This window comes from Kitasatospora sp. NPDC051914 (assembly GCF_040680995.1).
Taxonomy (GTDB): domain Bacteria; phylum Actinomycetota; class Actinomycetes; order Streptomycetales; family Streptomycetaceae; genus Kitasatospora.
Genome location: NZ_JBFAXX010000012.1, coordinates 106,535 through 125,374, shown reverse-complemented (window position 1 = coordinate 125,374; position 18,840 = coordinate 106,535). Strand labels below are relative to the sequence as shown.

18 protein-coding genes are annotated in these 18,840 nt (G+C 71.1%); 11 read left to right on the top strand and 7 right to left on the bottom strand.

The features are described 5' to 3' along the window. Window positions 1-16: 16 nt before the first annotated feature. Together AB0M03_RS10905 and AB0M03_RS10900 are read right to left on the bottom strand one after the other, a co-directional pair. Complete coding sequence (locus AB0M03_RS10905) at window positions 17-979, bottom strand: zinc-binding dehydrogenase (RefSeq protein WP_363490755.1); 963 nt, start codon at window positions 977-979, stop codon at window positions 17-19. Between the two features lie 186 nt (window positions 980-1,165). Then, window positions 1,166-2,362, bottom strand: a complete 1,197-nt coding sequence (locus AB0M03_RS10900) for an NADP-dependent malic enzyme (RefSeq protein ID WP_363490753.1) — start codon at window positions 2,360-2,362, stop codon at window positions 1,166-1,168. Between the two features lie 685 nt (window positions 2,363-3,047). On the opposite strand from AB0M03_RS10900, the gene AB0M03_RS10895 reads away from it, so the two are divergent. The 5 genes from AB0M03_RS10895 (at window position 3,048) to AB0M03_RS10875 (ending at window position 7,801) form a co-directional block, all read left to right on the top strand. Next, on the top strand, window positions 3,048-3,971 hold the full coding sequence (locus tag AB0M03_RS10895; protein ID WP_363490751.1) for an ABC transporter substrate-binding protein: 924 nt from the start codon (window positions 3,048-3,050) through the stop codon (window positions 3,969-3,971). A gap of 394 nt (window positions 3,972-4,365) precedes the next feature. Next, window positions 4,366-5,295, top strand: a complete 930-nt coding sequence (locus AB0M03_RS10890) for an ABC transporter substrate-binding protein (RefSeq protein WP_363490749.1) — start codon at window positions 4,366-4,368, stop codon at window positions 5,293-5,295. 33 nt (window positions 5,296-5,328) lie between these two features. Beyond that, on the top strand, window positions 5,329-6,303 hold the full coding sequence (locus tag AB0M03_RS10885; protein WP_363490747.1) for an amino acid ABC transporter permease: 975 nt from the start codon (window positions 5,329-5,331) through the stop codon (window positions 6,301-6,303). Window positions 6,304-6,341: 38 nt separating this feature from the next. Then, entirely contained in the window at window positions 6,342-7,094 is a 753-nt protein-coding gene (locus AB0M03_RS10880; RefSeq protein WP_363490805.1) for an amino acid ABC transporter ATP-binding protein, read from the top strand. A gap of 116 nt (window positions 7,095-7,210) precedes the next feature. Continuing rightward, window positions 7,211-7,801 carry a CGNR zinc finger domain-containing protein gene (locus tag AB0M03_RS10875; RefSeq protein WP_363490745.1) on the top strand — a complete coding sequence of 197 codons (591 nt, stop codon included), beginning with the start codon at window positions 7,211-7,213 and terminating at the stop codon, window positions 7,799-7,801. Between the two features lie 49 nt (window positions 7,802-7,850). Here the strand turns inward: AB0M03_RS10875 and sodX are convergent, their stop codons facing one another. Further along, window positions 7,851-8,294 carry a nickel-type superoxide dismutase maturation protease gene (gene sodX / locus AB0M03_RS10870; protein ID WP_363490743.1) on the bottom strand — a complete coding sequence of 148 codons (444 nt, stop codon included), beginning with the start codon at window positions 8,292-8,294 and terminating at the stop codon, window positions 7,851-7,853. A gap of 179 nt (window positions 8,295-8,473) precedes the next feature. Here sodX and sodN point away from each other — a divergent pair, with 179 nt between their 5' ends. The 4 genes from sodN (at window position 8,474) to AB0M03_RS10850 (ending at window position 11,473) form a co-directional block, all read left to right on the top strand. After that, the gene (gene sodN / locus AB0M03_RS10865; RefSeq protein ID WP_363490741.1) at window positions 8,474-8,872 is read left to right on the top strand and encodes a superoxide dismutase, Ni; all 399 of its coding nucleotides are present in this window, start codon (window positions 8,474-8,476) and stop codon (window positions 8,870-8,872) included. A gap of 318 nt (window positions 8,873-9,190) precedes the next feature. Beyond that, complete coding sequence (locus AB0M03_RS10860; protein WP_363490739.1) at window positions 9,191-9,676, top strand: GNAT family N-acetyltransferase; 486 nt, start codon at window positions 9,191-9,193, stop codon at window positions 9,674-9,676. Window positions 9,677-9,905: 229 nt separating this feature from the next. Beyond that, the gene (locus tag AB0M03_RS10855) at window positions 9,906-10,319 is read left to right on the top strand and encodes an anti-sigma regulatory factor (RefSeq protein ID WP_363490737.1); all 414 of its coding nucleotides are present in this window, start codon (window positions 9,906-9,908) and stop codon (window positions 10,317-10,319) included. A gap of 134 nt (window positions 10,320-10,453) precedes the next feature. Beyond that, window positions 10,454-11,473 (top strand): RNA polymerase sigma factor SigF, encoded by a 1,020-nt coding sequence (locus AB0M03_RS10850; RefSeq protein ID WP_363490735.1) that lies wholly within the window; start codon window positions 10,454-10,456, stop codon window positions 11,471-11,473. 61 nt (window positions 11,474-11,534) lie between these two features. Here AB0M03_RS10850 and AB0M03_RS10845 read toward each other — a convergent pair whose 3' ends face one another. After that, window positions 11,535-11,990, bottom strand: a complete 456-nt coding sequence (locus AB0M03_RS10845) for a hypothetical protein (protein WP_363490733.1) — start codon at window positions 11,988-11,990, stop codon at window positions 11,535-11,537. Between the two features lie 51 nt (window positions 11,991-12,041). Between AB0M03_RS10845 and AB0M03_RS10840 the strand changes: the two genes are divergently transcribed. Both AB0M03_RS10840 and AB0M03_RS10835 read left to right on the top strand, forming a co-directional pair. Then, window positions 12,042-13,013: a diacylglycerol kinase family protein gene (locus AB0M03_RS10840; RefSeq protein ID WP_363490731.1), complete on the top strand. Its 972-nt coding sequence runs from the start codon at window positions 12,042-12,044 to the stop codon at window positions 13,011-13,013. A 344-nt stretch (window positions 13,014-13,357) separates the two neighbouring features. After that, window positions 13,358-13,609: a WhiB family transcriptional regulator gene (locus AB0M03_RS10835; protein ID WP_030267905.1), complete on the top strand. Its 252-nt coding sequence runs from the start codon at window positions 13,358-13,360 to the stop codon at window positions 13,607-13,609. Between the two features lie 312 nt (window positions 13,610-13,921). On the opposite strand, the gene AB0M03_RS10830 is transcribed toward AB0M03_RS10835, so the two are convergent. The 3 genes from AB0M03_RS10830 to AB0M03_RS10820 form a co-directional block, all read right to left on the bottom strand. Then, a complete protein-coding gene (locus AB0M03_RS10830; protein ID WP_363490729.1) occupies window positions 13,922-15,439 on the bottom strand; it encodes a PAS domain-containing sensor histidine kinase in 1,518 nt (505 codons plus the stop codon). 355 nt (window positions 15,440-15,794) lie between these two features. After that, window positions 15,795-16,847, bottom strand: coding sequence for an SIS domain-containing protein (locus AB0M03_RS10825; protein ID WP_363490727.1), 1,053 nt, complete (start codon window positions 16,845-16,847; stop codon window positions 15,795-15,797). Between the two features lie 160 nt (window positions 16,848-17,007). Next, window positions 17,008-18,309 carry an extracellular solute-binding protein gene (locus AB0M03_RS10820; RefSeq protein WP_363490725.1) on the bottom strand — a complete coding sequence of 434 codons (1,302 nt, stop codon included), beginning with the start codon at window positions 18,307-18,309 and terminating at the stop codon, window positions 17,008-17,010. Window positions 18,310-18,840: the final 531 nt, after the last annotated feature.

Genomic DNA, 18,840 nt, shown 5'->3' with positions numbered 1-18,840 from the left:
CCAGGGCCCCGCCGTATCAGGGGGTCAGGACGAGCTTGCCGAAGACGTCGCCCTTGGCGAGGCGGGCGAAGGCGTCGCGGGCCTCGGTCAGCGGCATGACGGAGTCGATGACCGGCCGCACGCCGGAGTTGGCGCACAGCGCGAGCAGCCCGGCCAGCTCCTCCTTGGTGCCCATGGTGGAGCCGACCACCTTGAGCTCCAGGAAGAAGATCCGGTTCAGCTCGGCGGCCTTCGGGCTCGGGCCCGAGGTGGCGCCGGAGATGACGATCGTTCCGCCCGGACGGAGCGACTTCACCGAGTGCGACCAGGTCGCCGCGCCGACGGTCTCCATCACCGCGTCCACCCGCTCCGGGAGCCGGGCGCCGCTCTCGAAGGCGGCGTCGGCGCCGAGGTCCACGGCGCGGGCGCGCTTGGCCTCGTCCCGGCCGGTGACCCAGACCCGCAGGCCGGCGGCCTTGGCGAGGACGATCAGCGCGGTGGAGACGCCGCCGCCGGCACCCTGCACGAGCACGGTGTCACCGGGCTTGACCCCGGCGTTGGTGAAGAGCATCCGGTAAGCGGTCAGCCAGGCGGTGGGCAGGCAGGCGGCCTGCTCGAAGGTGAGCTCGGCGGGCTTGGGCAGCAGGTTCCAGGTGGGCACGGCGACCTTGGTGGCGAAGGTGCCCTGGTAGCGCTCGGTGAGGATGGAGCGCGGCTCGTCCGGGCCGACCCCGTGGCCGCTCTGGCCGACGACGGAGTGGATGACGACCTCGTTGCCGTGCTCGTCGACGCCGGCGGCGTCGCAGCCCAGGATCATCGGCAGGCGCTCGGCGGGCAGGCCGACGCCGCGCAGCGACCAGAGGTCGTGGTGGTTGAGGGTGGCGGCCCTGACCGTGACGACACTCCAGCCCTCGCGGGCCGCGGGCTCCGGGAGTTCGCCCAACTCCAGTGCGCTCAGCGGGTCGTCCGGGTCGATACGGGCAGCGTAGGCAGCGAACATGTCACGGACGATAGCGGCGCGGACACGCGGCCGGTACCACGCAACCGTGTGACCTGCACTACCGGGCCGCCTGCACCACCGGAGCGGGAAAGGGGCGCGGGGGCCTGCGCGGAGCGGAAGGCCGGCAGCTGCTGCCTTCCGTCTCGCGCGGCCCCCGCGCCCCGGGTTCCGCTCTGCGGGTGACCGCTACAGGCGGGCGACGCCCTCGGCGCGGGCGGCCTCGGCGACCGCCCGGGTGACGGCCGGTGCGACCCGCTCGTCGAACGGCGACGGGATGACCTTCTGCGGCGTCAGCTCGTCGGCGACCACGGCGGCGAGCGCCTGGGCGGCGGCCAGCTTCATGCCCTCGGTGATCCGGGTGGCCCGGACCGACAGGGCGCCGGCGAAGATGCCGGGGAAGGCCAGCACGTTGTTGATCTGGTTCGGGAAGTCGCTGCGCCCGGTGGCGACGACCGCCGCGTACTTGTGCGCGACCTCGGGGTGGATCTCCGGGTTCGGGTTGGCCATCGCGAAGACGAAGCAGCCCTCGGCCATGGTGGCCACGACGTCCTCCGGCACGGTGCCGCCGGAGACGCCGATGAAGACGTCGGCGCCGGCCAGCGCCTCGGCCAGCGAGCCCTTGATGCCGGTGCGGTTGGTCAGCGCGGCGATCTCGGCCTTGACGTCGGTGAGGTCCTCGCGGCCCTGGTGCACGACGCCCCGGCGGTCGCAGACGGCCACGTCGCCGATGCCGGCGGCGAGGAGCATCTTGGCGATGGCGATGCCTGCCGCGCCGGCGCCGGAGATGACGGCCCGCAGGCTGCCGATCTCACGGCCGGTCACCTTGGCCGCGTTCCACAGGGCGGCGGTGGTGACGATGGCGGTGCCGTGCTGGTCGTCGTGGAAGACCGGGATGTCCAGGGCGTCCTGCAGCCGGCGCTCGATCTCGAAGCAGCGCGGGGCGGAGATGTCCTCCAGGTTGACGCCGCCGAAGGACGGGGCCAGCCGGACGACGGTCTCGACGATCTCGTCCACCTCGGTGCAGGCCAGCGCGATCGGGACGGCGTCCACGCCGCCGAACTGCTTGAACAGGATCGCCTTGCCCTCCATCACGGGCAGCGACGCCTCCGGGCCGATGTCGCCGAGGCCGAGCACGGCGGTGCCGTCGGTGACGACCGCGACGGTGTTGGCCTTCCAGGTGTAGTCGTTCACCAGCTCGGGCTGCTCGGCGATGGCGGTGCAGACCCGGGCGACCCCGGGGGTGTAGGCGAGGGACAGGTCGTCCGCGTCGCGCACCGGAACCGTGGCCCGGACCTCCATCTTGCCGCCGCGGTGGAGTGCGAAAACGGCGTCGACCGGATCGTCGGTGTCCTGCGTGTTGGGGTGGATGATCTCCGCTGCCACGTTGACCTCTTCGTCAATTGATCAGCGAGGACGCACGGGCCGACGGTCGATCGACGCCGCGGACGCCGCCGCGAGGACGGCGGCGCCGGGTACGCCAGGCGCACCCGGTGTCCGGGGTCGGGGCGCGGCCGCCGGGCTGCGCCCTCGGGTGAGGGTTTTGGGTGTTCTGCGTAGTGCTTCCGGTCGTGCCCAGGCGCATCCGCATCAGTACGGACGGTGAGACGCACCGCTCGAGCCTAGGTCGGACAAAGGCACCGCACCTGTGCCTTTCCGTCCTCGACGTGCACCGTTCACCGCATTGCGGCCCTTGACAGTGCCGGATTCCGGTGGAATCCGGCCGCCGGGGGCGACAGACGGCGGGCGGGACACGCACCCGCAGGAGTGAACGCAGACACGGAAGGGGAGCTGGTGCCTCGGCTACGGAGTCGGCGTCGTCGACTTCCGGTCCTGCGCACCCCGGATCCACCCGCTCGATTGTGAGCAGCGGAACCGGCGGTCTGCCTTCGTTCGTCGGGGGTCACCCGATACCAGATTCTGACATACCCGCGACCTCGGACAGCAGGGAGGGATGGCAGGATCACATTTCCCACACCGACATCCGGACATCCCTGTCCCGCTCGCGGACGGCGCGGCCCCCGCCGGTAAGCCCGTCCAGCACCACCCGCTCTCCCAGGAGGACCCCCGCATGCACGCCAACGCGCCCATATCCGCCAGAGCCCTCGCCGCCGGTGCGGTGCTCGCCGCGGGGTCCCTCCTGCTGACCGCGTGCGGCAGCTCCGGCCCGGCCAAGCCCAGCGCGGACGACCTGCACGGCCGCCTCCCGGAGCGCATCCGGACCGCGGGCGTGCTGAAGATCGCCTCGGACCTGAACTACGCCCCGGTGGAGTTCAAGGCCTCGGACGGCTCCGCCGTGGGCATCGACCCGGACATCGCGACGGCCGTCGGCAAGCAGCTCGGCGTGAAGGTCGAGATCAGCGACACCGCGTTCGACAAGCTGATCCCCGGTCTGCAGGCCAAGGAGTTCGACGTGGCGATGTCCGCCATGACGGACAACCGGCAGCGCCGCGAGGGCACGGACGACAGCGGCAAGCAGGTCAACCCGGGCGTCGACTTCGTGGACTACTTCATCGCCGGCACCTCGATCCTGGTGCCCCAGGGCAACCCGGACAAGATCGGCAAGCTGGACGACCTGTGCGGGCACACGGTGGCCCTGCAGCGCGGCACCACCCAGGCGGCGATCGTCGAGCGCCAGGTCGGCGCCTGCGCCCGGGCCCACAAGCCGCTGACGGTGAACCTCTTCGACAACGACAGCGAGGCCCTGGCCGAGCTGGCGGCGGGCCGCGCCGACGCGGACCTGAACGACTACCCGGTGGCCGCGTACGTCGCCGCCAAGGGCGGCCCCAACGGCACCAAGTTCGAGGTGGTCGGCGCCCAGTTGCAGCCCTCCCCGTACGGCATCGCGGTGTCCAAGGAGAACACCGAGCTGCGCGACGTGCTGGTGAAGGCCATCAACCAGCTGATCCGTACCGGCGAGTACGAGAACATCCTGAAGAAGTGGGAGGTCTCCGGCGGCGCCGTGCAGAACGCGGTCGTCAACGGCGGATTCTGAGTGTCGGACGCTCCGGCCGGGTTTCCCGGCCGGACGGCACCAAGTCTGCATACTTATACGCAGGGTGACAGGAGGTCGGAATTCGTCCGGATAGCGGACAACAAGGCCCCTCGTTATCCGATTTTGATCTGAATCGGGGCCCGTTCACCGTCCGTGAGTGGCAGGATTCCACCCAACTCGGATCGAACATGCCTCCCCCCCGGGGGCGTCCTCCCTGCGAGGCGGTCCGACGTGCGCTCACCTCGGCGGAGGGTGGCGACATGCACGACGTGAAGACCGTACAAAGTGAACGACCGGGCCGGCGCAGCACGACGGAGTGCTACCGCCGACCGGGCGACCGCCACCCCCCGGCGTAGCGCTCCGCTCGTCTCTCCCCCAGGAGGAGATCCCCCTCATGACCGCTCGCACCCTGCGCCCCCGCATCGTCGCGGCAGGCGCCGCCCTCGCGGCCGGCACCCTGTTCCTCACCGCCTGCGGCTCCTCGACGAGCAGCTCCGGTTCGGGTGCCGCGTCCCCGACGAGCTCCGTCAAGGCCGTCGCCGCCGACCCGTCGCTCGCCGCCCTCCTCCCCGCGGACGTCAAGTCCGGCGGCAAGCTCACCGTTGCCACCGACGCCTCCTACGCACCGAACGAGTTCAAGGACGACAAGGGCGCCATCGTCGGCATGGACGTCGACCTCGCCAAGGCCATCGCGGCGAAGCTGGGGCTCTCGGCGGACGTCCAGAACGCGGACTTCACCTCGATCATCCCGGGCATCGCGGCCAAGAAGTACCAGGTCGGCATGAGCTCCTTCACGGACACCAAGGAGCGCGAGCAGACCGTCGACATGGTCACCTACTTCACGGCCGGCTCCGCCATCGCCGTGAAGAAGGGCAACCCGGACAAGATCGACCCCAAGGACCTCTGCGGCAAGAAGGTCGCCGTCCAGACCGGCACCACCCAGGCCGACGAGATCAAGGACGTCCGCAACCCCGACTGCGTGAAGGCCGGCAAGCCCCCGATCCCGGGCGACGGCGACAAGTTCTCCCTGCAGACGGACGTCACCCAGGCCCTGGTGGCCGGTCGCGACCAGGTCATGATGGCGGACTCCCCGGTCGTCGACTACGCGCTGACGCAGACCAACGGGCAGCTGGAGAAGATCGGCGACACCTACGACAGTGCCCCCTACGGCATCGTCATCGCCAAGGGCTCGGAGCTGAGCAAGGCCGTCCAGGGTGCCGTCCAGGCGCTGATCGCCGACGGCACGTACAAGCAGATCCTCGACAAGTGGGGTGTCTCGGCCGGCGCGATCACCACGTCCGAGATCAACGCGGCCAAGAGCTGACGTTCCGCAACGAACCCCCTGAGGCTACTCAACGTGAACCCTATCGATCAGGGGCCGGTGAAGACGGGACGGCCTGAGGCCATCAAGGCCGTCCCGGTCCGCCACCCCGGACGCTGGGCCGGAGCAGTCGTCGTCGCGGTCCTCGCGGCGATGCTGATCCACGCCCTGGTGACCAACCCGGCCTTCCAGTGGTCCGTCGTCGGCGACACCCTGTTCAACGACCAGATCCTGCACGGCCTGCTCGTCACCCTCGAACTGACCGCCCTGGCCATGGTCATGGGCGTGATCGGCGGCATCGTCCTCGCGGTGATGCGACTCTCGCCGAACCCGCTGCTCTCCGGCGTGGCCTGGGTGTACATCTGGGTCTTCCGCGGCACCCCCGTGCTGGTGCAGCTGGTGTTCTGGAACTTCCTGGCCGCCATCTGGCCGAAGCTGTCGATCGGCATCCCGTTCGGCCCCGAGTTCGTCTCGGGCTCGACCAACAACCTGATCCCGGTCTTCGTCGCGGCGCTGCTGGGCCTCGGCCTGAACGAGGCCGCCTACATGGCGGAGATCGTCCGCGGTGGTCTGCAGTCGGTGAGCGAGGGCCAGACCGAGGCCGCGCACGCGCTCGGCATGAGCCGGTTCCAGACGATGAAGCGGATCGTCCTCCCGCAGGCGATGCGCGTGATCATCCCGCCGACCGGCAACGAGACCATCTCGATGCTGAAGACCTCTTCCCTGGCGAGCGTCATCGCCCTGGAGGAGCTCTACCAGGCCGGTCACAACATCTTCTCGCGCACCTTCCAGACCATCCCGGTCCTGATCGCGGTCAGCATCTGGTACCTGATCCTGACCTCGATCCTCACGGTCGGGCAGTATTACATCGAGCGGCACTACGCCCGCGGCGCCAACCGCACGCTGCCGCCGACCCCGCTGCAGCGGATCCGCGGCCTGTTCACCGGCCGGCGCAAGCCGTCGAAGGCGCACGACGTGGTCCCGGGTCTGGAAGGAGGCGGTCACCTGTGAGCGATCTGGCGAAGACCCCCGCCGACGCGACCCGTGCCATGGTGCGGGCGGAGGGCGTCCACAAGTCCTACGGCCTGGTCCAGGTGCTCAAGGGCATCGACCTGGAGGTCAAGCAGGGCGAGGTGTTCGTGCTGGTCGGCCCCTCGGGCTCCGGCAAGTCCACCTTCCTGCGCTGCATCAACCACCTGGAGAAGATCAACGCCGGCCGGCTCTACGTCGACGGCGACCTGGTGGGCTACAAGCAGAAGGGCGACCGGCTCTACGAGCTGAAGGACAGCGAGGTGGCGCGCCAGCGGCGCGACATCGGCATGGTCTTCCAGCACTTCAACCTGTTCCCGCACATGACGGCGCTCGAGAACGTCATCGAGGCGCCGGTGCAGGTCAAGGGCGAGAGCAAGTCCGCCGCCAAGGAACGGGGCATGGCCCTGCTGGAGCGGGTCGGCCTGGCCGACAAGTCCGGCAACTACCCGTCCCAGCTCTCCGGCGGCCAGCAGCAGCGTGTCGCGATCGCCCGTGCGCTCGCCATGCAGCCCAAGCTGATGCTCTTCGACGAGCCCACCTCGGCGCTCGACCCCGAGCTGGTCGGCGAGGTCCTCGACGTCATGCGCGGCCTCGCCGAGGAGGGCATGACCATGGTCGTGGTCACCCACGAGATGGGCTTCGCCCGCGAGGTCGGCGACGCGCTGGTCTTCATGGACGGCGGCGTGGTCGTCGAGTCCGGCGACCCGCGCGAGGTGCTCAGCAACCCGCAGCACGAGCGGACCAAGCTGTTCCTGTCCAAGGTGCTCTGACCCTGCGGTCCGCGAAGGCGCCCGCCACCCCCCGGGGAGGCGGGCGCCTTCGCGTCGGCCCGTCCAGGTAATACCCTTGAGGCAGCTTGCCTGTTACCGCCCCGGAAGGACCACTCGTGGAGCTCGCCTCGTACGCCGACTACGCCGTTCGGCTGGTCAACACCGAGGAGCCGGACCGCGGCCGGGACGCGCTGACCTCGGTGGACTCCGTCCGGGCCCTGTTCGGGACGGCCGGCCGGGCCGCCGCCCTCGCCGACGAGGCCGACCTGCCGCGGCTGCGGGGCGTCCGCACCCGGCTGCGCGGCGTCTTCGAGGCGGCCGCCGGGGGCGAGGAGGTCCGGGCCGTCGACCTGCTCAACAGCCTGATGGTCGAGTACCCGGTCAGCCCGCTGGTCTCCGGCCACGACTACCTGGACGAGGCCGGCCGCCCGCGCTGGCACCTCCACCTGGCCGACAACGCCGCCACCGCCACCGCCAACTTCACCGCGGTCGCCTGCATGGGCCTGGCCATCCACCTCACCGAGCTCGGCGCCGACCGGCTGGGCATCTGCCAGGCCGCCCCCTGCCGCAACGCCTACCTGGACACCTCGACCAACCGCTCGCGCCGCTACTGCTCCGACCGCTGCGCGACCCGGGCCAACGTCGCCGCCTACCGCGCCCGCAAGCGCGAGGAGGCGGCCCGCGCCGCCCTCGCCGCCCGCGACTGAAGCCCCACGGCACCGGGGCGGCCGACGAGGGACGCGGGGAACCGCGCCCCTACGGCTCCACGTCCAGCGGGCGGAAGGCGCCCAGCCGGGCGGCGAGCGCCGGGAGGCGGGCCAGCAGCACGCCGTTCAGGGCGCGTTCCAGGGCGGGTGCCGGGGCCAGCCAGGCCGGGCGGGGCCGCAGCCGCAGCAGGACGCGGCCGAGCACCAGTTCCGCCGGCACCGCCCCGTACTCGCGGCTGTCGGTGGTCACCAGCGGGTTGTCCGACAGCAGCCACCAGCCGCCCGGACGGCGTCCGGCCGCCCGCTTCACCAGCAGCAGGTCCTGCCGCAGCGGGTGCCGCACCAGCACCACGGCCCCCGGCCTGATCCGGGCGCCGTAGCGGACCAGCACCCGGTCCCCGTCGCGCAGCGTGGGCCGCATCGAGGGGCCCGCCACGTCGACCACCCCGAGCGGCAGCAGACCGCCGCCGCCCGCCTCCCTCTCCTCGGCCATCCGCTCTCCCCTGCCCGTGCGTCGCCGTCCAGTGTCCAGCATGGCGGCGCGCCCGGCGCCCGCCCGATATCGACCGGTTGGGCCTCCTCCTTTTGCCCTAGGCCCCCGGGCCGACCGCGAAACGGGGCGGGCGGCGGGGTAATCTCGCTCGCGGGAAGACGATCTAAGGAAGGACTCCCATGTTCTCTCGTCTGTTTGCTCCGCGGGCCACCGCGCACGCCCACTGCGACCTGCCCTGCGGCGTGTACGACCCGGCCCAGGCCCGTATCGAGGCCGAGTCCGTGAAGGCCACTCAGGAGAAGTACCAGGCCAACGAGGACCCGCACTTCCGTGCGCGCGCCATCGTCATCAAGGAGGAGCGCGCCGAGCTGGTCAAGCACCACCTCTCGGTGCTGCACACCGACTACTTCAAGGCCCCGCACTTCGAGGCCTACCCGCAGCTGCACGACCTGTTCAACAGGGCCGGCAAGGCCGCCTCGGCCGCCAAGGCCTCCACGGACCCGGCCACCGGCCAGGCCCTGCTCGACCTGATCGCCGAGATCGACCGCATCTTCTGGGAGACCAAGAAGGCCGCCTGATCACGCATCAGTGACTCCGAAGGCCCGTCCGCGTCCGTCGCGGCCGGGCCTTCGGCATGTCGGCCGGGTGGCGGCGGCGTACGCTCGTGTCACGGGTCGGACCGCCCGGCCGGGCCCGTCGTCCGAGCGAGGGAGGCCGCGATGGGCACAGCGGCACCCGGCCGCCGGCCGCCCCGGCGGCACCGCCGCAGGACGGCCGGATCGCCCCTCGGGCCGCGGTCCGGGCCACGGGCGGGCGGGCCCCTGCCGGCCCCGCCGCCGGAGGTCCGCGGAAATTAACCTTTCCGCCCGGCCGGTGCGTCCGAGTACCCTCGCCGTATGATCCGCACCGCCCTGGCCACCGACGTCCCCGTCATCCACGCCATGATCCGCGAGCTCGCCGAGTACGAGCGGGCCCTGGACGAGGCACGGGCCACCGAGGAGCAGTTGCACGACGCGCTCTTCGGGGAGCACCCGGCGGTGTTCGGGCTGATCGCCGAGGACGACGCCACCGGCGAGCCGGTCGGCTTCGCCCTGTGGTTCCGCAACTTCTCCACCTGGCGCGGCACCCACGGCATCTACCTGGAGGACCTCTACGTGCGCCCGTCCCGGCGCGGCGGCGGCCACGGCAGGGCGCTGCTGGCCGAGCTGGCCCGGATCTGCACGGAGCGCGGGTACGGGCGGCTGGAGTGGTCGGTCCTGGACTGGAACGAGCCGTCGATCGGCTTCTACAAGTCGCTCGGCGCGGTGCCGATGGACGAGTGGACGGTCTTCCGACTGGCCGACGGCGCGCTGGCCGAGCTCGGCGGGTCGGCAGGGCGGTGAGCGGCCGGGTCGCCCGTTCCCGTGATCGTGGCCGGAGATCGCGACATCGGCCCGCCGATCGCGGTAACGTCTCGGGCGGATGCGTGGCGTTCGGGGAGCCCCGGGTGGGTATGAACCGGTTCGTACCGCACCACCCCTCGGACGAGTTGGGGCGAAGCAGTTGAGCGAAGCAAGAGGAAGTGCCGCGGCCGTCCGGCCGCAAGCACCGCGCGTCACCCAGGAGGTGAGGGTGTCCCAGATCGACGGTGAGCCCGACGTGAAGGACTTCGTCGAGGTCCGGCTGCCCGCGGCGGGTGCCTACCTCTCGGTGCTGCGAACAGCGACGGCGGGCCTCGCGGCCCGCTTGGACTTCACCCTGGACGAGATCGAGGACCTCCGCATCGCGGTGGACGAGGCCTGCGCCATCCTGCTCCAGCAGGCGGTGCCGGGCTCCGTGCTCAGCTGCGAGTTCCGGCTGGTCGGAGACTCGCTCAAGGTCACCGTCGCCGCGCCGACGACCGACGGCCGCGCCCCCGAGCGGGACACCTTCGCCTGGACGGTGCTCTCCGCACTGGCCGGCGAGGTGGACTCGTCCGTGGGCGAGGACAACACCGTCAGCATCAGCCTGCACAAGAAGCGCGGCGGGTCTCCTGCCCAGCCGTAGCGCCGTGCGCCCAGGGCCGTACGCGCAGGTGTCGACCTGCGAGGACGACATTCCGCGCGTGCGGCTCCCCCGTACCGCAGTCCGCTGCGGTACACCCAGTGAGAAGTGCTCCCGGAACGGAACGGGTGATCGCCGTGAGTGATCTGGACCGCACAGGTGCCACCGGGGTGCCTGCGGCCACCGCAGACGTGGCCGTACCGCCCCAGGCGAGCGCTGCCCGCATCGCCGACGCCTCCCCGACTGACGACGCGTACCCGAAGGACGCCCGCCCGATGAGCCAGCCGACCGATCCGACACCGGAGCAGCCCGCAGCGGCGGACGCGCCCGCGGACGAGGAGCTGCGGACCGCCGCAACCGTCGTGCGCGGCGCGGTGCCCGCCCAGGGCCACCGCTCGGCGGCGCCGGACCGGGAGGCCGCCAGGGCGCTCTTCGTGCGGCTGGCCGAGCTGCCGGAGGGCTCGCCGGAGCGGGTGGAGATCCGCAACCAGCTGGTGCGGATGCACATCCCGCTGGTCGAGCACCTGGCCCGGCGGTTCCGCAACCGCGGCGAGCCGCTGGACGACCTGACCCAGGTCGCCACCATCGGTCTGATCAAGTCCGTGGACCGCTTCGACCACGAGCGCGGGGTGGAGTTCTCCACCTACGCGACGCCGACGATCGTCGGCGAGATCAAGCGGCACTTCCGGGACAAGGGCTGGGCGGTCCGGGTGCCGCGCCGCCTGCAGGAGCTGCGGCTGTCGCTGACCACGGCGACCAGCGAGCTCTCGCAGCGGCACGGGCGCTCCCCCACCGTGCACGAGCTGGCCGAGCACCTCGGGATCTCCGAGGAGGACGTGCTGGAGGGGCTGGAGTCGGCCAACGCCTACTCCACGCTCTCCCTGGACGTGCCGGACAGCGACGACGAGTCGCCCGCCGTGGCCGACACCCTCGGCGCGACGGACGAGGCCCTGGAGGGCGTGGAGTACCGGGAGTCGCTCAAGCCGCTGCTGGCCCAGCTGCCGCCGCGCGAGCAGAAGATCCTGGTGCTGCGCTTCTTCCGCAACATGACGCAGTCCCAGATCGCCGCCGAGGTGGGCATCTCGCAGATGCACGTCTCGCGGCTGCTCGCCCGCACCCTGGCCCAGCTGCGGGAGAAGCTCCTCGTCGAGGAGTGAGCCGGACGCGGAGGAGCGGCGGGGGCGCGGTGCGGACCGCGCCCCCGCCGCTCCGTCGTTCTCAGCCGCGGTCGCCGTACAGGGCCGCGGTGACCTTGGGGTTGAGCAGCGAGACGATGCCGGCCAGGCCGAGCAGGCCGACGGCCACCGCGGCGACCCGCACGGCGCCGCCGCCCTGCCACATGTAGTAGGCGACCGGCAGGCAGATCGAGTTGGTCAGCACGGCCGGGCTGCGGCCCCAGCGGCGCAGCCGCAGCAGTGCCCGGCCGGCCAGCAGCGGGAAGAGGCCCATCAGCAGCAGGACCGCGGCGCCGGCCTCGCTGCGGCCCAGTGCGGCCTGGTCGCCGACCAGACCGGCGACGACGTCGTAGAGGCCCCAGCCGGCCAGTGCAGCACCCTCCAGCAGGGTGATCGCGGCACCCGTCAGCAGCGGGGCCGGGCGGTCCCCGGCGGGGCTGCGGGAGCCCTCCTGGCCGGGTGCGGGGGCGGACGGGGGCTGGGCGGTCTCTGCGGTCACTCCAGCAGGGTAACCGTCGCGTCCCGCGTACCGACCCGTAGGCTGGCGTTCATGCGCGCTCTCCTGGTCGTGAACCCGAAGGCGACCACCACCAGTGGCCGCACCCGCGACGTGCTGATCCACGCCCTGCGCAGCGACCTCAAGCTGGAGGTCGCCCAGACGCTCTACCGGGGGCACGCGCGCGACCTGGCGCAGGCCGCGGCCGAGGACGGCGGGGTCGACCTCGTGGTGGCCCTCGGCGGGGACGGCACCGTGAACGAGGTGGTGAACGGGCTGTTGGCGCACGGCCCGTCCGACCGGGTGCCGCGCCTGGCGGTGGTGCCGGGGGGCTCGACCAACGTCTTCGCGCGGGCGCTCGGCCTGCCGAACCACCCGGTGGAGGCGACGGGCGCGCTGCTGGACGCGCTGGCCGCGCGCCGTGAGCGGGCGATCGGCCTGGGCAAGGCGCTCTCCGAGGGGCATTCGGACCGCTGGTTCACCTTCACCGCGGGGCTGGGCTTCGACGCCGGCGTGGTCGGACGGGTGGAGGCGCAGCGCAGGGAGGGGCGCAGATCCACGCACGCGCTCTACGTCAACCAGGCGCTCCGGCACTACGTCACCGAGCGTGAGCACCGCCGGAAGGGCCCCGTCACCCTGGAGATCAACGGGCAGGAGCCGGTGCCGGGCCTGGTGCTGTCGATAGTCAGCAACACCTCGCCGTGGACGTTCCTGGGGAACCGTCCGGTCTACCCCTCGCCCTCCGCGTCCTTCGAGACGCACCTTGACATCTTCGGCATCACTCGAATGACGGCGTTCGGCACGGCTCGAACGGTCCGTCAGATTCTGCGGTCGCACACCCCTGCGGAAGGCGGCGCCGCGGCTCCTGGACCGTCCGGGAAGCACGTCGTCTCCTATCACGACGTTCGGCACTTCACCTTGGTTTCAGAGGAACCGGCCCCGTTTCAGGTCGACGGGGACCACCTTGGAGACAGGAGTCGCGTCAGTTTCACAGGCGTTCGGCGGGCACTGCGTGTGATTGTGTGACCAGAAGGGGGCTCCTCCCTTCTTCTCGAACGCGCTAGCCCCCTTCACCCCATAGAAGTACGGGCTGTGAGCTATGCGACACCGAAGAATCAAAAATTCCTTGCCGAAGGGGGTTGTATCCGGGCCTGAGGTTTGCGAACCTCTACATGGCGATCGGGACGGGCCGCAGCGGGACACGCGGCACTCCCTCGAATCGCCCGAACCCCACCTCAGCACAGACCGCCCGGGCCCGATGGGCCTTTGGTCGCTTTTGTTGTTGCGGGATTCGTGAAAGCGTTCACATTCACAAGCCGTCGATTGCGTCGGCCGGGCCACCGCCCGCCGACCGGAGGAGTTGGACGACCATGGACTGGCGCCACCGCGCTGTCTGCCGCGAAGAGGACCCGGAGCTGTTCTTCCCGATCGGGAACACCGGTCCTGCTCTGCTGCAGATCGAGGAAGCCAAGGCCGTGTGCCGCCGCTGTCCCGTCATGGACCAGTGCCTGCAGTGGGCGCTCGAGACCGGTCAGGACGCCGGCGTCTGGGGCGGTATGAGCGAGGACGAGCGTCGTGCGATGAAGCGCCGCGCCGCCCGCAACCGCGCCCGCACCGCCTGACACGCCGTCGGCACCATCCGATCAACCCATGATCAAAGGTCCTGTCTCCCGGTGTTCCCAGGGCCTTCCGCACGATGGGTCGCGCATCACGGCGCGACCCGGACGACGCCGAGCCGCCAGGGGCCTTGATACTGCTCACTGAGAGCAATATCGTGGACCTGGGCCGCTCACCGTGTGCAACACGAGGAGCGCGTCGCACCCACAGAGCCCCCGTTCCGGCCGACTCCCCCCGACGGCCGGAACGGGTTGAGAGGCCCTGCCGACCCACCCCCCCGGTCGGCAGGGCCTCGTGGCGTTCCCGGCCCCCGAGGTCTACCGGACGGGGATCTCCAGGACGACCTTCGTCCCACCGTCCGGGGCGGCGACCATGTCGAAGGTGCCGCCGAGTTCGCCGGTGACCAGGGTCCTGACGATCTGCAGGCCCAGGTTGCCGGCCTGCTGCGGGTCGAAGCCCTCGGGCATGCCGCGGCCGTCGTCCTGCACGGTGATCAGCAGGTACTCCTCGGGCCTGGCCCCGCCGTTCCAGCTGTCCGACCAGCCCATGCCGGTGGCGGGGGCCCTCCCCCGCAGGGCGCTGACCTCCAGGTTGCCCGCCGCCTTCGGGCCGAAGGCGTGTTCCAGCGCGTTCTGCATCAGCTCGTTGAGGATCATGGCGAGCGGAGTGGCGACCTCGGCCGTCAGGATGCCGAAGCTGCCGGTGCGCTTGGTGCTGACCAGCCCGTCCTGGGAGAGCTCCATCACCATGGCGAGCACCCGGTCGGCGATCTCGTCGAAGGCGACCTGCTCGTCCAGGGTCTGCGAGAGCGTCTCGTGCACGATGGCGATCGAACCGACCCGACGGACGGCCTCGTCCAGCGCGGCGCGGCCGGCGTCGGAGTCCATCCGGCGGGACTGCAGCCGCAGCAGGGCGGCGACGGTCTGCAGGTTGTTCTTCACCCGGTGGTGGATCTCCCGGATGGTGGCGTCCTTGGTCATCAGCTCGCGGTCGCGCCGCCGCAGTTCGGTGACGTCGCGGCAGAGCACCAGGGAGCCGGTGAGGGTGCCCTTCGGCTTCAGCGGGATGGAGCGGATGATGACCACACCGCCCTGGGCCTCGACCTCGGTCTGCCGCGGGGCCCAGCCGCTGGCCATCTTGACCAGTGCCTCGTGCACCGCGGTGCGCGAGGGAGGCGCCAACTCGGCGGTGGCGCGGCCGAGATGACTGCCGACCAGGTCGGTGGTGAGGCCGATCCGGTGGTAGGCGGAGAGCGCGTTGGGGCTGGCGTAGGTGACGATGCCGTCGGCGTCGAGCCTGATCAGGCCGTCGCCGACCCGCGGCGCCGTGTCCATGTCGGTCTGCTCGGCCGGGTAGGGGAACGTTCCTGCAGCGATCATCTGCGCCAGGTCGGAGGCGCTCTGCAGGTAGGTGAGCTCCAGCCGGCTGGGGGTGCGGACGGTCAGCAGGTTGGTGTTGCGCGCGATCACGCCCAGCACCCGGCCCTCGCGCCGGACGGGGATCGACTCGACCCGGACGGGCACCTCCTCGCGCCACTCCGGGTCGCCCTCGCGCACGATCCGGCCCTCGTCGTAGGCGGCGTCCAGCAGCGGGCGGCGGCCGCGCGGGACGAGGTGGCCGACCATGTCGTCCTGGTAGGAGGTCGGCCCGGTGTTGGGGCGCATCTGGGCGACCGAGACGTACCGAATGCCGTCCCAGGTGGGGATCCACAGGACGAGGTCGGCGAAGGAGAGGTCGGAGAGCAGCTGCCACTCCGAGACCAGCAGGTGCAGCCACTCCACGTCGGCACCGGTGAGGGTGGTGTGGCGGCGGACGAGTTCGTTCAGCGAGGGCACAGGGCGAGCCTAACGAAAACGGCCCGGCGGGACCTGTCGCGATGTTGTCCAGACCAATCCAGGGAGACCCCTGGACAACCGCAATTGGTCTAGTCCACAATGGGAAACGCACCAAGGAGAGGCCCCCCGCGCACACTGCCCTGACCGCGCGAGGCCGCTCCTCGGTCGGCGCACCGGCGGTCCGGGAGTCCCGCACAACTCCCGGCCGTACCGGCCGCCGACGACAGCTCCGGGCTGCGGTGCCGCACGGGTTGAGGGTCCTGTGTCGGCGCCGTGGCCCGTAGTGCTTTCCGCCGCCGGGCGGAAACGGCAGAAGGGGCGCGGTGAACCGCGCCCCTTCGTCGTGTGCCCGGCGTCAGTGCGTCTCGGTGACCTTGGCCAGCGCGCGCGGCGCGTCCGGGTCCTGGCCGCGGGCGATGGTGACCTCGTACGCGAGCAGCTGGAGCGGGAGGATCTCCAGGATCGGCTGGACCTCCTCGGGGACGCCGGCCGGCAACGCGAAACCGGCGGAGGCCGCGTCCACCTGGGACTGCTGGCCGACGACCACCAGGTCGGCGCCGCGGCCGCGGAGGCGGTCCAGCACCGGCTGCAGCGCCTCGCCGCCCTTGCCGTCCGGAACGATCGCGATCACCGGCGAGACGTTGTCCACCATGGCCAGCGGGCCGTGCAGCAGGTCGGCGCCGGAGAACGGCGAGGCCGGGATGTAGGTGGTCTCCATCAGCTTCAGCGCCGCCTCGCGGGCGGTCGGGTAGCCGTAGCCGCGCGAGGTGATGACCAGGCGCTGGGCGAAGCGGTACCGCTCGGCGAGCGCCTTGACCTCCGACTGGCGCTCCAGGATGCCGGCGGCCAGGCCGGGCAGCCCCTTGGCGGCCGAGCCGTCGCCGCCGCGCAGGCCCTCGACGAACAGGTAGAGGGCGAGCAGCTCGGCGGTGTACGTCTTGGTGGCGGGCAGCGCCTTCTCCGGGCCGGCCATCACGTCGATGTGGAACTCGGAGACCTCGGCCAGCGGGGAGCCGGCGTTGTTGGTCACGGCCAGGGTGATGGCGCCGGCCTCGCGGGCGGCCTTGGTGGAGGCCACCAGGTCGGGCGAGCCGCCGGACTGGCTGACGGTGATCACCAGGCAGTCGGTGAGGTCGGGCCTGGCGCCGTACGCGGTGGTGGTGGACATCGAGGTGAGGCCGGCCGGCTTGCCGAGCAGGACCTCGATCAGGTACTTCGCGTAGAGCGCCGCGTTGTCGGAGGTGCCGCGGGCGGTCAGCAGGACGAAACGCGGGTTGCGGGCGGCGATCCCGGCCGCGATCTCGCGGATCCTGGGGGCGCCCTCGTCGAGGATGCGCTGCAGGACGGCCGGCTGCTCGGCCATCTCCGCCGCCATGATCCTGCCGGGGACGGTCTGCGGGTCGGACATCGGGTGTGCCTCCGTTGAGATGGTTCTGCCCCGCGGCGGGCTGCTGCCCGGCAGGGACCTCACGGCGGCGAGTCCGCACACTCGCTGCAAAAAAGGGTGGTGCCGCTCGATCCTACGGTGCGCGGGCCCCGGAACGAATTCCGGAGCCCGCCCGCGCGGCTCAGGACGGGTTGTTGATCAGCTCGTTGATCCTGGCGTCGGCGGCCTTGGTCGCGGCCTCGACCGAGGTGCCCTTGAAGATGTCGTTCAGCATCTCGACCAGGACGTTCTGCTTCTCGATCGCGGCCCAGCCGGGCGCGACCGGGGTGAACCAGGCGTCCGGGACGGCGTTGGCGGCGGCCGCGGTGGCCGGCTTGTTCTTCAGCGGGGCGAGCTGGGTGAGGTTGTTCGGCAGCGTGTCCTTGCCGGCCAGCACCTGCTGCGACTTGGCGCTGGTGAACATCCTGATCCAGTCCTTGGCGAGGTCCTGGACCTGCGACTTCGCGGTGACCGCGAGGTCGGAGCCGCCGATGAAGGAGGGCAGCGGCTTGCCGTTCGGGCCGGGCATGCCGGCGACCTTCACCACGTCCTTGAGCTTGGGGTCGCCGGAGAGCGGCTCGGACGCGGCGGCGGCCTCCCAGCCGTTGCCGTAGAGCATCGCGGTGCGGTGCTTGCCGAGCACGGCCGCCTGGTCGAGCTCGTTCACGGTCAGGTCGCCGTGGTTGTACTTCTTCACCAGGTCGACGAAGTGGGAGATGCCCTGCTGGGCCTCGGGCTCGCCGAGCGTGCCGTGCCAGCGGCCGCCGCTGTCGAAGCGGGCGATGGAGCCGCCGTACGCGGTGACGTAGGACATGGCCGCGTACCAGTACGGGCCCGGCAGGTAGAGGGCGGAGAAGCCCTTCTTGTCGCGGTTCTTCGCCTGGATCCTGTCGAGGGCGGCGAGCAGCTCGTCCTCGGTGGCGGGGACGCCGGCGCTGCCGGTGGCCTCCTCGAACATCGCCGAGTTGTAGAGGGCGACGCGGGCACCCGCGTAGTAGGGGACGCAGTAGAGCTTGCCCTGGTAGGTGCAGGTGTCGACCAGGCCGCGGATCCAGGTCTGGTTGTTGTCGAAGGTGGTGCGGTCCACCGGCGCGAGCGAGCCGTTGAGGATGTACTTCATCGTCTCGGTGTTGCCGAGTTCGACCACGTCGGGGACGCGCTCGCCCTCCAGGGCGGCGTCCAGGTTGCCGATCTTGTCCTTCCAGGTCTGGTACCTGAGCCGGAGCTCGGCCCCGGGGTACTTGGCGGCGAACTCGTCGTTCACCTGCTGCACGAGCTCGGGCCAGCTGGTCTGGGCCTCGCCCATCAGCCAGACGGTCACCGTGCCGGTCGCGGCGGAGGCCGAGGCCGCCCGGTCCTGCCCGGCGGGGGTGCCGCTTCCGCACCCCGCCACGGTGGCCAGCAGCGCCGTCATGCCGATCGCAGCCGTCAACTGCCGCTTCACGCTTCCTCCGGAGGGTCGGGGAAGGTCTGCGCATTGGTACAGACCAGTTCGCAGAGCGTGGACCAGACCAATGACGGAGTCAACGGTGCGCGGGAGCGTGTGCACCAGTCGTTGCAGAGCCGTTGTCAAGCTGGCGCGCAGCGTGAGCACGCACTCACCACACGCTCCATTAGGGCCCCCTTAAGGAGCACTTGAGGGCGGGTTGGGCCACAGGCGGATCGTTCGCCATCTATGCCCGTTCGTGGGTCATTCGCCCGATTTTCCGGCCGAGATGGTCCAGGCCAAACCCCGTCGACCACCAGAAGCGCACGGCTGTGTCAAGCGTTGATAACGGTGCGCCCCGAGGCGTCGAGAACCCTTGACGGTGCTCTTTGGTACGTGCCAATCTCCAGGGCAGTTGGTCTACACCAATGGTCTACTCCACCAAGTCGGTTGCCGCTCCACCCGTGCAGTTCCCCCATCGCAATCACCGGTGACATTCCCCCTGGCACGACGCTTCAGGGCCACGCCCCCACAGCCCGGTGCCACACC